The 20,898-nt window shown below is 43.3% G+C and carries 5 protein-coding genes; 4 read left to right on the forward strand and 1 reads right to left on the reverse strand.

Annotated features, from left to right (window positions below):
- Positions 1 to 53: 53 nt before the first annotated feature.
- From BFS30_RS20180 to BFS30_RS20200, 4 genes are all read left to right on the forward strand, one after another.
- Positions 54 to 809, forward strand: a complete 756-nt coding sequence (locus BFS30_RS20180; protein ID WP_069380942.1) for a phosphatase PAP2 family protein — start codon at positions 54 to 56, stop codon at positions 807 to 809.
- 1,307 nt (positions 810 to 2,116) lie between these two features.
- Complete coding sequence (locus BFS30_RS20190) at positions 2,117 to 7,723, forward strand: hypothetical protein (RefSeq protein WP_157262982.1); 5,607 nt, start codon at positions 2,117 to 2,119, stop codon at positions 7,721 to 7,723.
- Between the two features lie 2 nt (positions 7,724 to 7,725).
- The gene (locus tag BFS30_RS20195) at positions 7,726 to 19,287 is read left to right on the forward strand and encodes a DUF7507 domain-containing protein (RefSeq protein WP_157262984.1); all 11,562 of its coding nucleotides are present in this window, start codon (positions 7,726 to 7,728) and stop codon (positions 19,285 to 19,287) included.
- A 15-nt stretch (positions 19,288 to 19,302) separates the two neighbouring features.
- Positions 19,303 to 20,301, forward strand: a complete 999-nt coding sequence (locus tag BFS30_RS20200; protein ID WP_069380946.1) for a type IX secretion system membrane protein PorP/SprF — start codon at positions 19,303 to 19,305, stop codon at positions 20,299 to 20,301.
- Positions 20,302 to 20,326: 25 nt separating this feature from the next.
- Here the strand turns inward: BFS30_RS20200 and BFS30_RS20205 are convergent, their stop codons facing one another.
- Positions 20,327 to 20,809 carry a hypothetical protein gene (locus BFS30_RS20205; protein ID WP_069380947.1) on the reverse strand — a complete coding sequence of 161 codons (483 nt, stop codon included), beginning with the start codon at positions 20,807 to 20,809 and terminating at the stop codon, positions 20,327 to 20,329.
- Between the last annotated feature and the right edge of the window lie 89 nt (positions 20,810 to 20,898).

Consider the following 20,898-nt stretch of genomic DNA (forward strand, 5'->3'; position numbering starts at 1 on the left):
CTACAGAATTGCTACATATTTAGCGCATAACTTTGGACTGGTAATTCTATAATATGATAAAGTTACGTCTCCTTTTAATTGCGTGTTGTATCCCTGGATTAATGTATGCCCAGGTTCAGCAATCAGATTCTTTAGCAGTAAAAAATGCAGCCGGAAATTCACTAAAAATGAAGTCGTTAATTGTTCCTGCCATATTTATTGGGTATGGAGCGGTATCTTTAGGTAATAATGTGGTCAGAAATCTGGATAAGACAACTAAAAATGAACTTCAGGAAGATCATCCTTTGTTTGCAGCTCATGTGGATGACTATTCCCAGTTCGCGCCGGCACTCGCCGTATATGCCTTAAATCTTGCCGGGATCAAAGGCAGACATAGTCTGGCTGATGCGACCGGGATTTATATATTGTCTTCTGCGATTATGGGTGGAACGGTTTCTGTTTTGAAAAATACTTCATATCGATTGAGGCCTAATGGGAATGGATATCATTCTTTTCCTTCAGGACATACTGCAAATGCCTTTGCTGCTGCTGAATTTTTAAATCAGGAGTATAAAGATGTCTCTTCATGGTATGGTTATGCCGGATATACCGTTGCGGCGGCTACAGGAATCTTGAGAATGTACAACAATAAACACTGGTTTAGTGATGTAGTTGCAGGGGCGGGGATAGGAATTTTGTCGACAAAAGTTGCCAGCTACGTTTATCCTCATTTAAAGAAATTAGTGTTGGGTAAACAAAATGTGAATTACAACATAGCACCCTTGTATCAGGATAAAGCAATCGGACTTTCTTTTCGTGGTACACTTTAGCTACAAAAGAACAAGGGGTTGAACTTCCCGGAACAACCCCTTAATCGTCGACATCCATCGAGTCAGAATAAATTATATTCAAATATATCATCGGGCTAAAGTCAAAAAAATGATCTTCGTCACATTGTGATTTTCCGGTCATTACCAGGGAAAAAACTCTTTGCTTACAGTGGTGTAAATAATAAGATACCTATTCATACTGGAAGTCTGTTATCGCGGAAGATGATTCCGAAGCCGATAGGAGAGCGGAGTGTCGTGAAAAATATTACAATTTGCAATTGTAATAATATCTTGTAAATTTATTAAGATTACTTATTGAAATATTATGTATACTTCATGTGGTGATTTTATATCATTATTTGTTTTTATTACTTTTTTCGCTCTCTAATGAAAAAAACAGCACTCTATATTGCCGGATGTATAATTGCTGTATGCAGTATGTTTCTATCTACCTTCCTTATTTCCTTTTTTTCCGGAGATCCGATGCATTATAATTTTGATCGCTTCTTTTGGATCGCAGCTCTTTTTTTTGGGATATGTCTTGGATATTTTTTTTCAAGAGATAAAATTTCTGATTATTGGCACGAAGACTAGTTCATTTGCCTTAAATTTTCTTTGTTTTTCTTTTATAATGGTATTTGACTATTCTGTTCGTTGGTTGTAAGCATATTTTAAAAAGATAAATTGATATTTTATTTCTTATTATGTTAATACTTGGTTTTTATTGGTTATTATATTATACGTATATGGATTTTTTTGTTTCACATATTTCTTGTTGATTATGGTTTTGTTAAGTTTTAGTTGCATTAACAATTTTCATAATCTTAAATTTAGGTTGGGTTATTAGACCTGATGAATTGATTTGTGTAATATTTCCGGTATTTATCACCTCAAATTGGGGAACTATTTCCACTATGTTATTTGTATATTATCTTTTTTATATTCCTGTTGGTTTTACTGATCCGTTGTTTTTGTCGCTTTTGAGGCTATTAATAGCATATTTTGTGTTCTTTGTGATTGTTGGTCTGGTTTTTATTGAGAAATTTTCAATTTTTAGATATTTTTTAGTGTAATAATCAAAATTCTGAGTAATTTGGTAGCAATAAATATAGTTAATCTTTAAGAAAGTTTGCTGGGGGGCTGATCATCTGGAGAGATAAAAACATTCGTTTAATCGGAGAGTATCCGTTTTTTATGAATGCTCTTAAGGAGAATAAGCCTGTATGATCAACATTATGCTAAAAATGCGCTCACGTATTGCTCCATCATTATTTAAGAAATTACACTTTCTGTTTATATTTTGTTTATTGATTAATTTTTCTGCCGCGTATGCGGAGGGAAGTAAGGATTTATACCCTTCAGGAGCGAAAGGAAACAGGGCTTTTCTATATTGTAATACGAGCTCAGACGCTTCTGAATCCTGGCCTTTCAAAACTCCCGGAACACATTATATTTACGTTAAAGCGGGAGAAGTGATTGCAGCCGGATCGAGTGCGCAGGGGTATAGTAACGGAATTATTCGTTTTATTGCTCCAAATGGTGATATTTTTACTTCGACCAGAGGAGAGCGCACTATTGGCAGAATCAAAACCCGGACTGAGGAGCTGGCTGGTGCTAAAATTGGAAGTGCCGGAAATCCAACTGGTTATACTCCTTTTGAAATGGATGTGCCTGCCGGTGGGGAAGGTGTTTGGAAAGTTGAATTTATTTCTCCATTGGGCACCGGAGACAGTGATACGAATGTTCCTGATATATTGGCAGATGCTTCCTGGACTCAACCAAATTCCAATAATAGCTTAAACCGGAACTTAATTGCAGCATGGGATGTTTCAGTAAGGAAAAAGACGGCTACAGAATGGTTATCAGGAAGGTTGTTCGCCAACGTCCTGAACCTGCATTTAAGCGCGAACTTTTTAGAAGAACGTTCTTACTTTGCTAAGCATTATGTGCTGACTAAAGATGGGCGGGCTTACCGCGTGCAAACCAATGGAAGTAATGGAGTTGGTTTTACTTTTTTTTCCAATAGCAATGGTTTCGCTAAGAATTCTGTCCCTACCTATAAAAGTTTAAATAAATCGGCTTATGCGGATATTCTGGAATACACGCATAATCCAACCAGTCCGGATCAGGGAACAAATGTAACCCATAAAATCTTTTATAATAAACCAAACCCGGACTTACCTGCAAAGGCCTTTATAGCTGGGTCAACAGGACAGGAGACCTGGTTGAAAAATCAGGCCGAATTGCCGAAAATCAGCAATCTGATGGTAATTGGTGTAGAAGGAACTACCGGAATAGCAGGTAGAAATGGGGCATACATTAAGTTTAAGTCCAGCGCAGCAGGTACTTATCGGATTACCATACCTGTTTTAACCCCATCCGGCCCTGCAGACCGGGTCATTATTGGTCTGGCTAAAGAGGGAGATAATAGCGTGCTTTGGGATGGCAAGGATGGCAATGGTGCATTTTTGAAGGAAGGTACGCTGATCAGTAAGCTTAAAACCAAATTGCTGTCTGCCGAAGTGCATTTCCCATACATTGATATGGAGGTCAACCCCTTAGGTTTAATTATTGAACTTACAGACAATACGACTGATTATAATTTACTTGATCAGTCTAAAGATGAGTCTGTATACAGCGACCGGATTTATTGGGATGATTCAGATGTCACGGGAGCAGGAGTTTATGACGAATCTTCCGACCCATTTTACAATGCGATTAATGGACGCTCCAGTAAAGAAAATGGTCATAAATGGGGACGCTACAAGCCTACTGGTGGTTCAGGTAATTCAGGTACAGGCTTAAACAGTTTTGGAAATGTCAAGTCCATGGATACCTGGGCGTATATACAAGGAAGTGAGGAAGATACCCCGGTGGACCTGACCATAAAGGTCGCCGATTTGAAAATAGAAAGTATTGTTCCGGATGTGACCACATTACTTTCAAATCGTCAAATCACTTATACCATCAGGGTAAAAAACAGCGGTCCCAGTTCTGTAATAGGGTCCATTTTTGCCTTTAAAGCTCCTCCTGGATTTGAAATCACAGGGGAAAGCTATACGGTTGTTAGTGAGGTAGGGGTGGTTCGTAATATCCAAAAGACGGCAGGTGATTTTAATGCGGTTCTGGATATGAATAATGATGCTGTGATTGAATTTAAAATCATAGTTAAATCCAGCAGCTCATCATTAACCTATCCATTGGCGGTGGAGGCAAGTATTCTTCGCCCGGCGGATGTAACCGATCCGGATGCTACAAACCCAATTTTAAATCCCGATCCAAATCATATTCAGGCCCCATCGGACCCTCATTTGGAATGCCTTAACGGGACTTTAAATGAGTCCTGTAATAACATTAAATACAATGGTGTCATTGTTCAGGAGCTTTGTGCTGGTGCTGAACTTACACCAGTTGAGTTTATTGCCGCTGCTGGTGGGCAGGTTGAAATTATTGGAACTCTTCCTGCTGGTTTAAGCACAGTTTTCAGTTCGGGCAATAGTGTCCTGAAAATTATAGGTACCCCGCAGACTTCTGGTGTTTTTACATTGGGTACATTAGGTAATGAAAGAGAAAGGACCACTTATCTTATTCGTATAAATCCTATTCCGGAACTCGTTGTTCCCCTGGATAAAGTAAATGCCTGTGAAGGAAAAAACATCTCTGTTGCCGTGAGTTCCACTACAGAAGGAAATACCTTTCAATGGCAATATTTTGATAACAGTACTTCAGCATGGACTGATTTTGTAGCAGGTGGTAGCATTTCCGGAGAGAATACATCAACCCTAAATATTACGAGCGTTCCATTAAGCTTTAGTAATACAAAATTAAGGGTGCTTGCAACCTCTTCATCTGGTTGTGTTGGAACTTCTTCCGAAATCACCTTAATCGTAAATAAATTGCCTGATAAAGCGGTTGTTACACCGTCTAAACCGGCATTTTGCGTTGGTTTTTCGGTGAAACTGGTATCGAGCGTTGCTCATGGAAACCAGTGGTATAAAGACAATCAAATCCTGGAAGGAAAAACGGAGCAGTCTTATGAGGCCTCGGAAGAAGGGGAGTACTACGTGATTATCACCAATGATCAGGGTTGTGAAAGCGAACCATCCGCAAAAAGAAAAGTCACGGTTTACCCGATACCACCAACCCCTGTTATTAAAATTGAAGGAGGGACTTCTACATGCGTTGGAACACCAGTAAAATTGACTTCAGATGCGCTAACGGGCAATCAATGGTATAAGGATAATGATATCATTGAGGGAGAAGAAGGACCTACCTACTGGGTTACTGAAACTGGTAAGTACAGGGTCATGGTAACTAATGAAAATAAATGCGAAAAGTTATCTGACGAGATTTACATAACTGTAAATCCGATTCCGGAAAAGCCAACTATCAGCGCCAGTACTTCTACTGAATTCTGTTTTGGCGGTAGCGTGCTGCTGACTTCTTCTGCAGCTACCGGCAACCAGTGGTACAAAGATGAAGAGCTGATCGAGGGAGCCACGAACCCAACTTATCTTGCTGATGCGAACGGAAAATATAAGGTGATTGTGACACTTATAGGTTGCAGTAGTCCTGCATCTTTAGAAACAGAAGTAAAGGTTAACCCGATTCCGGAAAAACCAACCATCACTGCCAGCACCTCTACGGAGTTCTGTTTTGGCGGTAGTGTGTTGTTGACTTCCTCAGCTTTGAATGGAAATCAATGGTACAAAGATGAAGAGTTGATTCAGGGTGCAACCAATCCGACATACCTTGCTGATGCGAGCGGAAAATATAAGGTGATTGTGACACTTATAGGTTGCAGTAGTCCTGCATCTTTAGAAACAGAAGTAAAGGTTAACCCGATTCCGGAAAAACCAACCATCACTGCCAGCACCTCTACGGAGTTCTGTTTTGGCGGTAGTGTGTTGTTGACTTCCTCAGCTTTGAATGGAAATCAATGGTACAAAGATGAAGAGTTGATTCGGGGCGCAACCAATCCAACCTATTTAGCAGATGCGAGTGGAAAGTATAAAGTGATCGTTACCCTTGTTGGTTGCAGCAGTCCTGCATCTTTGGAAACGGAAGTAAAAGTTAATCCGATTCCAGAAAAACCAACTATCAGCGCCAGTACTTCTACAGAGTTTTGTTTTGGAGGCAGCGTGCTGCTGACTTCTTCAGCAGCTGCCGGCAACCAATGGTACAAAGATGAAGAGTTGATTCAGGGTGCGACAAACCCAACTTACCTTGCAGAAGCCAGCGGAAAATATAAAGTAATTGTGACCCTTATTAGTTGTAGCAGTCCTGCATCTTTAGACACGGAAGTGAAGGTTAACTCGATCCCTGAAAAACCAACCATTACAACTAGCACTTCTACAGAATTCTGTTTTGGTGGTAGCGTGCTATTAACTTCTTCAGCGGCTACCGGCAACCAGTGGTATAAAAACGGGAGCCTAATTCCAGGTGCAACGAACCCAACTTACCTTGCCAATATCAGCGGAAAATATAAGGTAATTGTTACGCTAAATACTTGTATTAGTCCAGCCTCTTTAGAAACAGAAGTAACCGTTAACCCAATTCCGGAAACTCCAACCATTACTGCCAGCACTTCTACAGAGTTCTGTTTTGGAGGTAGTGTGCTATTAACTTCTTCATCAGCCACCGGCAATCAGTGGTACAAAGACGGGAACTTAATTCCAGGTGCAACGAACCTAATTTACCTTGCAAATGTTAGTGGAAAATATAAGGTGATTGTTACACTAAACAGCTGCATTAGTCCCGCATCTTTAGAAACAGAAGTAACAGTAAACCCGATCCCTGAAAAACCAATCATTACTGCCAGTACTTCTACAGAGTTTTGTTTTGGTGGTAATGTGCTGCTGACTTCTTCAGCGGCTACCGGCAACCAGTGGTACAAAGACGGGAACCTAATTCCAGGTGCAACGAACCCAATTTACCTTGCTAACACCAGCGGAAAGTATAAAGTGATCGTTACCCTTGTTGGTTGCAGCAGTCCTGCATCTTTGGAAACGGAAGTAAAAGTTAATCCGATTCCAGAAAAACCAACTATCAGCGCCAGTACTTCTACAGAGTTTTGTTTTGGAGGCAGCGTACTGCTGAGTTCTTCAGCTTTGAATGGCAACCAATGGTATAAAGATGAAGAGTTGATTCAGGGTGCAACCAATCCAACTTACCTGGCTGATGCGAGCGGAAAATATAAGGTCATCGTTACCCTTGTTGGTTGCAGTGGCCCTGCATCCTTAGACACAGAACTAAAGGTTAATCCGATTCCTGAAAAACCAACTATTACTGCCAGTACTTCTACAGAGTTTTGTTTTGGAGGCAGCGTGCTGCTGACTTCTTCAGCTTTGAATGGCAACCAATGGTATAAAGATGAAGAGTTGATTCAGGGTGCAACCAATCCAACTTACCTGGCTGATGCGAGCGGAAAATATAAAGTAATTGTGACCCTTGTTGGTTGCAGTGGCCCTGCATCCTTAGAAACAGAAGTAAAGGTTAATCCGATTCCTGAAAAACCAACCATTACTACCAGCACGTCTACAGAGTTCTGTTTTGGTGGTAGCGTGTTACTGACTTCTTCGGCAGCTACCGGTAACCAGTGGTACAAAGATGAAGAGTTGATCCAGGGTGCAACCAATCCAACTTACCTGGCTGATGCGAGCGGAAAATATAAAGTAATTGTTACCCTTGTTGGTTGTAGCAGTCCTGCATCTTTGGAAACGGAAGTAAAAGTAAACCCGATTCCAGAAAAACCAACTATCACGGCCAGCACTTCTACAGAATTCTGTTTTGGTGGTAGCGTGCTGCTGACTTCTTCTGCAGCTACCGGTAACCAATGGTACAAAGATGAAGAGTTGATTCAGGGAGCCATCAATTCGACTTACCTGGCTGATGCGAGTGGAAATATAAAGTGATTGTGACCCTTATAGGTTGCAGCAGTCCTGCATCTTTGGAAACGGAAGTAAAAGTAAACCCGATTCCAGAAAAACCAACCATTACTGCCAGCACGTCTACAGAGTTCTGTTTTGGAGGCAGCGTGCTGCTGACTTCTTCAGCAGCTGCCGGCAACCAATGGTACAAAGATGAAGAGTTGATCCAGGGTGCAACCAATCCAACTTACCTGGCTGATGCGAGCGGAAAATATAAAGTAATTGTTACCCTTGTTGGTTGTAGCAGTCCTGCATCTTTGGAAACGGAAGTAAAAGTAAACCCGATTCCAGAAAAACCAACTATCACGGCCAGCACTTCTACAGAATTCTGTTTTGGTGGTATCGTGCTGCTGACTTCTTCTGCAGCTACCGGTAACCAATGGTACAAAGATGAAGAGTTGATTCAGGGTGCGACAAACCCAACTTACCTTGCAGAAGCCAGCGGAAAATATAAAGTGATTGTGACCCTTATAGGTTGCAGCAGTCCTGCATCTTTGGAAACGGAAGTAAAAGTAAACCCGATTCCAGAAAAACCAACCATTACTGCCAGTACTTCTACAGAATTCTGTTTTGGCGGCAGCGTGCTGCTGACTTCTTCGGCAGCTACCGGTAACCAATGGTACAAAGATGAGGAGTTGATTCAGGGTGCAACCAATCCGACATACCTTGCTGATGCGAGCGGAAAATATAAAGTAATTGTGACCCTTGTTGGTTGCAGTGGCCCTGCATCCTTAGAAACAGAAGTAAAGGTTAATCCGATTCCTGAAAAACCAACTATCAGCGCCAGTACTTCTACAGAGTTTTGTTTTGGAGGCAGCGTGCTGCTGACTTCTTCAGCTTTGAATGGCAACCAATGGTATAAAGATGAAGAGTTGATTCAGGGTGCAACCAATCCAACTTACCTGGCTGATGCGAGCGGAAAATATAAAGTAATCGTTACCCTTATTGGTTGCAGCAGTCCTGCATCTTTAGACACAGAAGTAAAGGTTAATCCGATTCCTGAAAAACCAACTATTACTGCCAGTACTTCTACAGAGTTTTGTTTTGGAGGCAGCGTGCTGCTGACTTCTTCAGCTTTGAATGGCAACCAATGGTATAAAGATGAAGAGTTGATTCAGGGTGCAACCAATCCAACTTACCTGGCTGATGCGAGCGGAAAATATAAAGTAATTGTGACCCTTGTTGGTTGCAGTGGCCCTGCATCCTTAGAAACAGAAGTAAAGGTTAATCCGATTCCTGAAAAACCAACCATTACTGAGAGCGCCTCTACGGAGTTCTGTTTTGGAGGCGGCGTGCTGCTGACTTCTTCAGCTTTGAATGGCAACCAATGGTACAAAGATGAAGAGTTGATTCAGGGCGCAACGAACCCAACTTACCTGGCAGACGCCAGCGGAAAATATAAGGTCATCGTTACCCTTGCTGGTTGCAGCAGTCCTGCATCTTTGGACACGGAAGTGAAGGTTAACCCGATTCCAGAAAAACCAACTATCAGCACCAGTACTTCTACAGAGTTTTGTTTTGGAGGCAGCGTGCTGCTGACTTCTTCAGCAGCTGCCGGCAACCAATGGTACAAAGATGAAGAGTTGATTCGGGGCGCAACCAATCCAACCTATTTAGCAGATGCGAGTGGAAAGTATAAAGTGATCGTTACCCTTGTTGGTTGCAGCAGTCCTGCATCTTTGGACACGGAAGTAAAAGTTAATCCGATTCCAGAAAAACCAACTATCAGCGCCAGTACTTCTACAGAGTTTTGTTTTGGAGGCAGCGTGCTGCTGACTTCTTCAGCAGCTGCCGGCAACCAATGGTACAAAGATGAAGAGTTGATTCAGGGCGCAACCAATCCAACCTATTTAGCAGATGCGAGTGGAAAGTATAAGGTCATTGTGACCCTTGCTGGTTGCAGCAGTCCTGCATCTTTGGAAACGGAAGTAAAAGTTAATCCGATTCCAGAAAAACCAACTATCAGCGCCAGTACTTCTACAGAGTTTTGTTTTGGAGGCAGCGTGCTGCTGACTTCTTCAGCAGCTGCCGGCAACCAATGGTACAAAGATGAAGAGTTGATTCAGGGTGCGACAAACCCAACTTACCTTGCAGAAGCCAGCGGAAAATATAAAGTAATTGTGACCCTTATTAGTTGTAGCAGTCCTGCATCTTTAGACACGGAAGTGAAGGTTAATCCGATCCCTGAAAAACCAACCATTACAGCTAGCACTTCTACAGAGTTTTGTTTTGGTGGTAGCGTGCTGCTGACTTCTTCAGCGGCTACCGGCAACCAGTGGTATAAAAACGGGAGCCTAATTCCAGGTGCAACGAACCCAACTTACCTTGCCAATATCAGCGGAAAATATAAGGTAATTGTTACGCTAAATACTTGTATTAGTCCAGCCTCTTTAGAAACAGAAGTAACCGTTAACCCAATTCCGGAAACTCCAACCATTACTGCCAGCACTTCTACAGAGTTCTGTTTTGGAGGTAGTGTGCTATTAACTTCTTCATCAGCCACCGGCAATCAGTGGTACAAAGACGGGAACTTAATTCCAGGTGCAACGAACCTAATTTACCTTGCAAATGTTAGTGGAAAATATAAGGTGATTGTTACACTAAACAGCTGCATTAGTCCCGCATCTTTAGAAACAGAAGTAACAGTAAACCCGATCCCTGAAAAACCAATCATTACTGCCAGTACTTCTACAGAGTTTTGTTTTGGTGGTAATGTGCTGCTGACTTCTTCAGCGGCTACCGGCAACCAGTGGTACAAAGACGGGAACCTAATTCCAGGTGCAACGAACCCAATTTACCTTGCTAACACCAGCGGAAAGTATAAAGTGATCGTTACCCTTGTTGGTTGCAGCAGTCCTGCATCTTTGGAAACGGAAGTAAAAGTTAATCCGATTCCAGAAAAACCAACTATCAGCGCCAGTACTTCTACAGAGTTTTGTTTTGGAGGCAGCGTACTGCTGAGTTCTTCAGCTTTGAATGGCAACCAATGGTATAAAGATGAAGAGTTGATTCAGGGTGCAACCAATCCAACTTACCTGGCTGATGCGAGCGGAAAATATAAGGTCATCGTTACCCTTGTTGGTTGCAGTGGCCCTGCATCCTTAGACACAGAACTAAAGGTTAATCCGATTCCTGAAAAACCAACTATTACTGCCAGTACTTCTACAGAGTTTTGTTTTGGAGGCAGCGTGCTGCTGACTTCTTCAGCTTTGAATGGCAACCAATGGTATAAAGATGAAGAGTTGATTCAGGGTGCAACCAATCCAACTTACCTGGCTGATGCGAGCGGAAAATATAAAGTAATCGTTACCCTTATTGGTTGCAGCAGTCCTGCATCTTTAGACACAGAAGTAAAGGTTAATCCGATTCCTGAAAAACCAACTATTACTGCCAGTACTTCTACAGAGTTTTGTTTTGGAGGCAGCGTGCTGCTGACTTCTTCAGCTTTGAATGGCAACCAATGGTATAAAGATGAAGAGTTGATTCAGGGCGCAACCAATCCAACCTATTTAGCTGATGCGAGCGGAAAATATAAAGTAATCGTTACCCTTATTGGTTGCAGCAGTCCTGCATCTTTAGACACAGAAGTAAAGGTTAATCCGATCCCTGAAAAACCAACTATCAGCGCCAGTACTTCTACAGAGTTTTGTTTTGGAGGCAGCGTGCTGCTGACTTCTTCAGCTTTGAATGGCAACCAATGGTATAAAGATGAAGAGTTGATTCAGGGTGCAACCAATCCAACTTACCTGGCTGATGCGAGCGGAAAATATAAAGTAATTGTGACCCTTGTTGGTTGCAGTGGCCCTGCATCCTTAGAAACAGAAGTAAAGGTTAATCCGATTCCTGAAAAACCAACCATTACTGAGAGCGCCTCTACGGAGTTCTGTTTTGGAGGCAGCGTGCTGCTGACTTCTTCAGCTTTGAATGGCAACCAATGGTACAAAGATGAAGAGTTGATTCAGGGCGCAACGAACCCAACTTACCTGGCAGACGCCAGCGGAAAATATAAGGTCATCGTTACCCTTGCTGGTTGCAGCAGTCCTGCATCTTTGGACACGGAAGTGAAGGTTAACCCGATTCCAGAAAAACCAACTATCAGCACCAGTACTTCTACAGAGTTTTGTTTTGGAGGCAGCGTGCTGCTGACTTCTTCAGCAGCTGCCGGCAACCAATGGTACAAAGATGAAGAGTTGATTCGGGGCGCAACCAATCCAACCTATTTAGCAGATGCGAGTGGAAAGTATAAAGTGATCGTTACCCTTGTTGGTTGCAGCAGTCCTGCATCTTTGGACACGGAAGTAAAAGTTAATCCGATTCCAGAAAAACCAACTATCAGCGCCAGTACTTCTACAGAGTTTTGTTTTGGAGGCAGCGTGCTGCTGACTTCTTCAGCAGCTGCCGGCAACCAATGGTACAAAGATGAAGAGTTGATTCAGGGCGCAACCAATCCAACCTATTTAGCAGATGCGAGTGGAAAGTATAAGGTCATTGTGACCCTTGCTGGTTGCAGCAGTCCTGCATCTTTGGAAACGGAAGTAAAAGTTAATCCGATTCCAGAAAAACCAACTATCAGCGCCAGTACTTCTACAGAGTTTTGTTTTGGAGGCAGCGTGCTGCTGACTTCTTCAGCAGCTGCCGGCAACCAATGGTACAAAGATGAAGAGTTGATTCAGGGTGCGACAAACCCAACTTACCTTGCAGAAGCCAGCGGAAAATATAAAGTAATTGTGACCCTTATTAGTTGTAGCAGTCCTGCATCTTTAGACACGGAAGTGAAGGTTAACTCGATCCCTGAAAAACCAACCATTACAACTAGCACTTCTACAGAATTCTGTTTTGGTGGTAGCGTGCTATTAACTTCTTCAGCGGCTACCGGCAACCAGTGGTATAAAAACGGGAGCCTAATTCCAGGTGCAACGAACCCAACTTACCTTGCCAATATCAGCGGAAAATATAAGGTAATTGTTACGCTAAATACTTGTATTAGTCCAGCCTCTTTAGAAACAGAAGTAACCGTTAACCCAATTCCGGAAACTCCAACCATTACTGCCAGCACTTCTACAGAGTTCTGTTTTGGAGGTAGTGTGCTATTAACTTCTTCATCAGCCACCGGCAATCAGTGGTACAAAGACGGGAACTTAATTCCAGGTGCAACGAACCTAATTTACCTTGCAAATGTTAGTGGAAAATATAAGGTGATTGTTACACTAAACAGCTGCATTAGTCCCGCATCTTTAGAAACAGAAGTAACAGTAAACCCGATCCCTGAAAAACCAATCATTACTGCCAGTACTTCTACAGAGTTTTGTTTTGGTGGTAATGTGCTGCTGACTTCTTCAGCGGCTACCGGCAACCAGTGGTACAAAGACGGGAACCTAATTCCAGGTGCAACGAACCCAATTTACCTTGCTAACACCAGCGGAAAGTATAAAGCGATCGTTACCCTAAACACTTGTAGCAGCCCTGCCTCTTTAGAGGCGGAAGTAATCGTTAACCCAATTCCGGAAACTCCAACCATTACAGCCAGCACTTCTACAGAGTTCTGTTTTAGAGGCAGCGTGCTGCTGACTTCTTCGGCCGCTAGCGGCAACCAGTGGTACAAAGACGGGAACCTAATTCCAGGTGCAACCAACCCAACTTACCTTGCCAATACTAGCGGGAAATATAAAGTGATCGTTACGCTAAACAGCTGTAGCAGCCCTGCCTCTTTAGAAACAGAAGTGAAGGTTAACCCAATTCCGGAAACTCCAACCATTACAGCCAACACTTCTACAGAGTTTTGTTTTGGTGGTAGCGTGCTGCTAACTTCCTCGGCAGCTACCGGCAACCAGTGGTATAAAAACGGGAGCCTAATTCCAGGTGCAACGAACCCAACTTACTCGGCTGATGCGAGTGGAAAATATAAGGTGATTGTTACGCTAAACACTTGTATCAGTCCAGCTTCTATGGAGACAGAAGTAAAAGTAAATCCGATCCCTGAAAAGCCAACTATCAGCGCCAGTACTTCTACAGAATTCTGTTTTGGAGGCAGCGTGTTGCTGACTTCTTCAGCGGCTACCGGCAACCAGTGGTACAAAGACGGGACCCTAATTTCAGGTGCAACGAACCCAACTTACCTTGCTGATGCGAGTGGAAAATATAAGGTCGTTGTTACACTAAACAGCTGCGTTAGTCCTGAATCTTTAGAAAAAGAAGTAAAAGTAAACCCGATTCCTGAAAAGCCATCCATTACAGCCAGCACTTCCACGGAATTCTGTTTTGGAGGCAGCGTGTTGCTGACTTCTTCAGCGGCTACCGGCAACCAGTGGTACAAAGACGGGACCCTAATTTCAGGTGCAACGAACCCAACTTACCTTGCTGATGCGAGTGGAAAATATAAGGTCGTTGTTACACTAAACAGCTGCGTTAGTCCTGAATCTTTAGAAACAGAAGTAAAAGTAAACCCGATTCCTGAAAAGCCAACCATTACAGCCAGCACTTCCACGGAATTCTGTTTTGGAGGCAGCGTGTTACTAACTTCTTCATCAATAACTGGCAACCAGTGGTACAAAGACGGGAACTTAATTCCAGGTGCAACGAATCCAACTTACCTTGCTAATACCAGCGGAAAATATAAAGTGATTGTTACGCTAAACAGCTGTAGCAGTCCAGCCTCTTTAGAGACGGAAGTAATCGTTAACCCAATTCCGGAAAAACCAACCATTACTGCCAACGCCCCTACAGAGTTCTGTTTTGGAGGCAGCGTGCTGCTGACTTCTTCGGCAGCTACCGGCAACCAGTGGTACAAAGACGGGAACCTAATTCCAGGTGTAACCAACCCAACTTACCTTGCCAATACTAGCGGGAAATATAAAGTGATCGTTACCCTAAACACTTGTGTCAGTCCGGCTTCTTTGGAAACAGAAGTGAAGGTTAATCCCATTCCGGAAAAGCCAACTATTACTGCCAGTACTTCTACAGAATTCTGTTTTGGAGGTAACGTGCTGCTGACTTCTTCAGCGGCTACCGGCAACCAGTGGTACAAAGACGGGAACCTAATTCCAGGTGCAACCAACCCAACTTACCTTGCCAATACTAGCGGGAAATATAAGGTTATTGTTACGCTAAACAGCTGTAGCAGCCCTGCCTCTTTAGAAACAGATGTAACCGTTAACCCAATCCCGGAAAAGCCAACCATTACTGCCAGTACTTCTACAGAATTCTGTTTTGGAGGTAGTGTGTTGCTGACTTCTTCATCAATCACCGGCAACCAGTGGTACAAAGACGGGAACCTAATTCCAGGTGCAACCAACCCAACTTACCTTGCCAATACTAGCGGGAAATATAAAGTGATCGTTACGCTAAACAGCTGTAGCAGCCCTGCCTCTTTAGAAACAGAAGTAACCGTTAACCCAATCCCTGAAAAGCCAACCATTACCGCCAGTACTTCTACAGAATTCTGTTTTGGAGGTAGCGTACTGCTGACTTCTTCAGCGGCTACCGGCAACCAGTGGTACAAAGACGGGAACTTAATTCCAGGTGCAACCAACCCAACTTATCTTGCCAATACCAGCGGAAAGTATAAAGTGATCGTTACGCTAAACACCTGTAGCAGCCCTGTATCTTTAGAAACAGATGTAACCGTTAACCCAATCCCGGAAAAGCCAACCATTACTGCCAGTACTTCTACAGAATTCTGTTTTGGAGGTAGTGTGTTGCTGACTTCTTCATCAATCACCGGCAACCAGTGGTACAAAGACGGGAACTTAATTCCAGGCGCAACGACCCCAACTTACCTTGCAAATGTTAGTGGAAAATATAAGGTCATTGTTAGGCTAAACAGCTGTAGTAGTCCAGCCTCTTTAGAGACGGAAGTAACCGTTAACCCAATTCCTGAAACTCCAACCATTACCGCCAGCACTTCTACAGAGTTTTGTTTTGGAGGCAGCGTGCTGCTGACATCTTCGGCCGCTACCGGCAACCAGTGGTACAAAGACGGGAACTTAATTCCAGGTGCAACTAACCCAACTTATCTTGCCAATACCAGCGGAAAGTATAAAGTGATCGTTACGCTAAACACTTGTATCAGTCCGGCTTCTTTGGAAACAGAAGTAACCGTTAACCCGATTCCTGAAAAACCAACCATTACCGCCAGTACTTCTACAGAATTCTGTTTTGGAGGTAGTGTGTTGCTAACTTCTTCATCAGCCACCGGCAACCAGTGGTACAAAGACGGGAACTTAATTCCAGGCGCAACGACCCCAACTTACCTTGCAAATGTTAGTGGAAAATATAAGGTCATTGTTAGGCTAAACAGCTGTAGTAGTCCAGCCTCTTTAGAGACGGAAGTAACCGTAAACCCAATTCCTGAAACTCCAACCATTACCGCCAGCACTTCTACAGAGTTTTGTTTTGGAGGCAGCGTGCTGCTGACTTCTTCGGCCGCTACCGGCAACCAGTGGTACAAAGACGGGAACTTAATTCCAGGTGCAACTAACCCAACTTATCTTGCCAATACCAGCGGAAAGTATAAAGTGATCGTTACGCTAAACACTTGTATCAGTCCGGCTTCTTTGGAAACAGAAGTAACCGTTAACCCGATTCCTGAAAAACCAACCATTACTGCCAGTACTTCTACAGAATTCTGTTTTGGAGGTAGTGTGTTGCTAACTTCTTCATCAGCCACCGGCAACCAGTGGTACAAAGACGGGAACTTAATTCCAGGTGCAACCAACCTAACTTACCTTGCCAATACCAGCGGAAAATATAAGGTCATTGTTACGCTAAACACCTGTATCAGCCCTGTTTCTTTGGAAACAGAAGTAACCGTTAACCCGATTCCTGAAAAACCAACCATTACTGCCGGTACTTCTACAGAATTCTGTTTTGGAGGTAGTGTGTTGCTGACTTCTTCATCAATCACCGGCAACCAGTGGTACAAAGACGGAAACCTAATCCCAGGTGCAACAAACCTAACTTACCTTGCCAATACCAGCGGAAAATATAAGGTGATTGTTATGCTAAACACCTGTAGCAGCCCTGTTTCTTTAGAAACAGAAGTAACCGTTAACCCGATTCCTGAAACCCCAACTATTACTGCCAACACCTCTACAGAGTTCTGTTTTGGAGGCAGTGTGATATTAACTTCTTCAGCGGCTACCGGCAACCAGTGGTACAAAGACGGGAACTTAATTCCAGGTGCAACGAACCCAACTTACCTTGCCAATACCAGCGGAAAATATAAAGTGATCGTTACGCTAAACACCTGTAGCAGCCCTGCCTCTTTAGAAACAGAAGTAACCGTTAACCCGATCCCTCAGATTCCTCAGATATCAGCCTCAGGACCAACAACCTTTTGTGTCGGCGGTAGCGTTATCTTAAGTTCCAGCCAAACTCATGGCAACCAATGGTACAAAGATGGAACCTTAATTCAAGGCGCAGTTGATCAAACCTATACCGTCAGAGAATCTGGAAAATATACCCTAAGCTTTACCGATAAAGGTTGTGTAAGTCCGGTTTCAGCCAGCCTGACCGTGACTGTCAATCCGCTTCCTCAGGTCCCCGTTATTACCGCTTCAACCCAAACCTCATTCTGCGAAGGCGGAAGTGTACTGTTAACCTCTTCCGCAACAACAGGGAATCAATGGTATAAAGACAATATCCTTATTCCTGGCGCTATAGCCAAGACCTATACTGCAAGCGCTTCCGGTATTTATACCGTTGCGGTAACCAATACCAATGGATGTATTAGTCCGGTTTCTTTACCTCTTACCGTTACCGAAAATCCATATCCTGTAACACCAGGTATTTCTCCCTCCAATACAACCACCTTTTGCGAAGGGGGAATGGTTACACTAACCTCTTCGTCTGCCAGCGGCAATCAATGGTATAAAAATGGAACTCTGATTCCAAATGCCATCCACCAGACTTACGATGTAAATGAGATTGGGGTATACACCGTAAAAGTGACAAGCAGGGCTGGTTGTACCAGTGCCAGTTCAACGGCAACCACAGTAACCGTAACCCCCGTGCCACGAGGATTTGACGATGAATTGAACACTTTAAGCTGTGCGCAGTCTTCATTTACTTATCACCTGCAGACCGGCAACATCAACAATACCGTAAAAGGAGGAAATGCAGTGCCATCGTCTTTTACCTGGACTGTAAATTCTCCACTGACCGGCGCCCGTAATGGTTTTGGAAATTCGATCGATGCCACGTTGATCAATACAGGAACAAGCCCGCAGGAAGTCATCTATACCGTAACGCCAAGAGCCCTTAACGGAGGCTGCAGTGGTACACCTTTTAAAATTAAGGTTCATGTTCCGGTATGTCTGGGAATTTCCATTATCAAAACCGCCGACCGGAATCTGGTTTCCTCAGTAGGAGATCGGATCAATTACACCATAACAGTCAAAAATACAGGAAATGCCAATCACCATCAGGTGTTGGTTAATGATGCCTTAACAGGTGGCCGTCTCCATAATCCTGCCGGCGATAATGGCAATGGTATACTGGAAAAGGGCGAATCCTGGATCTATACCACATCTTACATCCTTAGTCAATCTGATTTTGACAATAACGGTGTGCCGCTTGCAAACCTGGGGAAAGTGCAGAATATAGCTACCGTACAATCAACGGAATCTCCTTCACCAGTGCAGGCTTCTGCAGAGGTGGCCATCCGTCAGAATCCAATCATTCGTCTGGTAAAGACAGGAGTATTCAATAATGATTTAAAAACAATCACCTATACCTTCCTGATTACAAATAAAGGCAATGTAACCCTCAGGAATTTAGAGCTTAAGGATCCGAAAATACCAGGTCTTCTGGTTTCTAATGCAACGATACTTTCACCAGGTGCAGCTACAACCGTTACTGCAAATTATACCATTACAGAGCCGGAAAAAAAGATCGGGAATGTAAGGAATACCGCAACGGCAACAGGGGAGTATAGTCCAGGCAGCAGGGTTGCCGATATTTCAGGAACAAATGCCAATAATGACGACCCTACAGATGTTGATGTGATCAGGTATCCGCAGGCGATTGATGATTTTGCCACAACCAAAGCAGATGTGGAAGTCGTTGTGCGGGTTGCAGCCAACGACAGGGCAAGTTTATTTCCGCTGGATGTCAGTACGATAGAAGTGAAAACGCAGCCTGCAAACGGGGGATTACAACTGAATAAAGATGGCAGAGTGGTTTATCATCCGAATAAAGGTTACTCGGGAATAGAAAGGTTTACCTATAAGATCAATGATGCCAATGGACTGCATTCCAATACGGCGGTGGTTACCGTTAATGTTGTTCCTCCGGATCTGGATATCCCGAATACTTTTACCCCTAACGGAGATGGAAAGAATGATACTTTTCAGATTAAAGGAAGAGAAAACTATGATTCTATTGAGATTTCCATATTCAACCGCTGGGGTGATGAAGTCTATAAGAACAAAAATTATAAAGATGAATGGAGCGGGGAAGGCCTGAATGAAGGAACCTATTTCTATGTCATAAAACTTAAAAAGGGAGGACATGAAGAATCCCGCCGAAGTTGGGTGCTCATAAAAAGATAACAAAAATACTTAACAATGAAGCTAATCAGATATACAGTAGTACTTGTTTATATTTATTGCAGCTCAATAGGGCAGGCTGTTGCACAACAGAATATTCAGTTTTCCCAGTATATATTCAACAGCCTGAGTATAAACCCGGGATATGCCGGATATAAGGAAGAATGGTTTGCACAGCTGGGACTGAGGGCACAGTGGCTGGGGGTAGAAGGAGCTCCGCAAACAGCAATAGCCTCTATTGATGGGATCCTGGATCCAAGAGACCGTAAAATGGGACTGGGGCTGCAGATTACCACAGATAAAATCGGGGCACAGTCTGCCACCTCTGCAACAGCGAATTACGCCTATCGCCTGCAACTTAACGGAGAGGATACCGAACGTTTAAGCTTTGGTCTGGGGGTAGGGATTGCTCAATACAGTTTAAAGGGACAGTTACTCCATACCATCGACAATGGAGACGAGGCCGTACCGGTAGGAAACCAAAGCAATATCGTTCCCGATATGCGTTTTGGTGTATTCTATAATTCCGATTTCTGGTATATAGGAGTTTCTGCTCTGGATATCTTCTCCGGGCCAAAAGATAACCGCAACAGAAACCAGTCGGCTTATTTAAACATTATCCGGAGCCGTCATGCCTACCTGATGGGAGGTGGATTGATCAACCTTTCTCCCGACCTCAGGATCAGGCCCAGCATTTTAATTAAAGAGGATTTCAGAGGCCCGACAAGTGCAGACCTGAATGCAATGGCCATCATTAATGATAAAATATGGGTTGGAGCATCCTTGCGGACGGGCTTTAACCTCTGGAAAAAACAAAGTTCTGCCCTTTCTCTGAGTAAACAGAATTCCATTTCAGGGATCTTTCAGTTCTTCGTTAATGATCGCTTCAGAATCGGATATTCCTATGATCATGTAACCAGTAAACTGGGAAGCAATCAGAATGGCTCTCATGAGTTGACAATGGGCCTGGCCTTTGGCAGGGTCCCAAGGGCATTGATCTGCCCAAGGGTTTTTTAACAGCCATCCTGATCTGAATACCTTGCTAATGGGTCAGTGGCGAGAAATGCTGTCCTGTGTTTTTTGTACCGGATATCATTTTGCCGGGAATTCCTATATCTCCTGGCTGATTGCTGACCTGGCTCAGCAAATCATTGTGTTTCTCGAGCAAGGTGATGTATTTGCTCATCCAGTACTGAACCGAATTGTCGTAATGTTGCTGCTGATCAAGGTTTCCTGTGATCAGATCAGCCATAATCCTATTTTCGGCTTTAGCGAATTCCTCAGGAAACTCATTTGCAAAATCATGGCCTATCGCATGCCCGATTTTACAAACGATCTCGATGCTGAGGTATTCCTGCTCAAACCAATTGTAAATAGATGTTCTGCTCACATGTAATATCCGGGAGAGTTCGCTGATACCAATTTTGGTTCTTACGATGCGCTCAATCAAGCTGTCTTTGTTTAAAATCATAGAATAATAGATTACTTCCAGGTTTATAGGAAAACCAGCTCTATTAACTAACATACAGATCAGTGGGAACTAATCTTAAGAAAGGTAGGGAAATTAATTCTTAATTCCCAAAATGAATAAAGTAAAAATTTATTCCAATAGTA

This window comes from Pedobacter steynii (assembly GCF_001721645.1).
GTDB classification, from domain to species: domain Bacteria; phylum Bacteroidota; class Bacteroidia; order Sphingobacteriales; family Sphingobacteriaceae; genus Pedobacter; species Pedobacter steynii_A.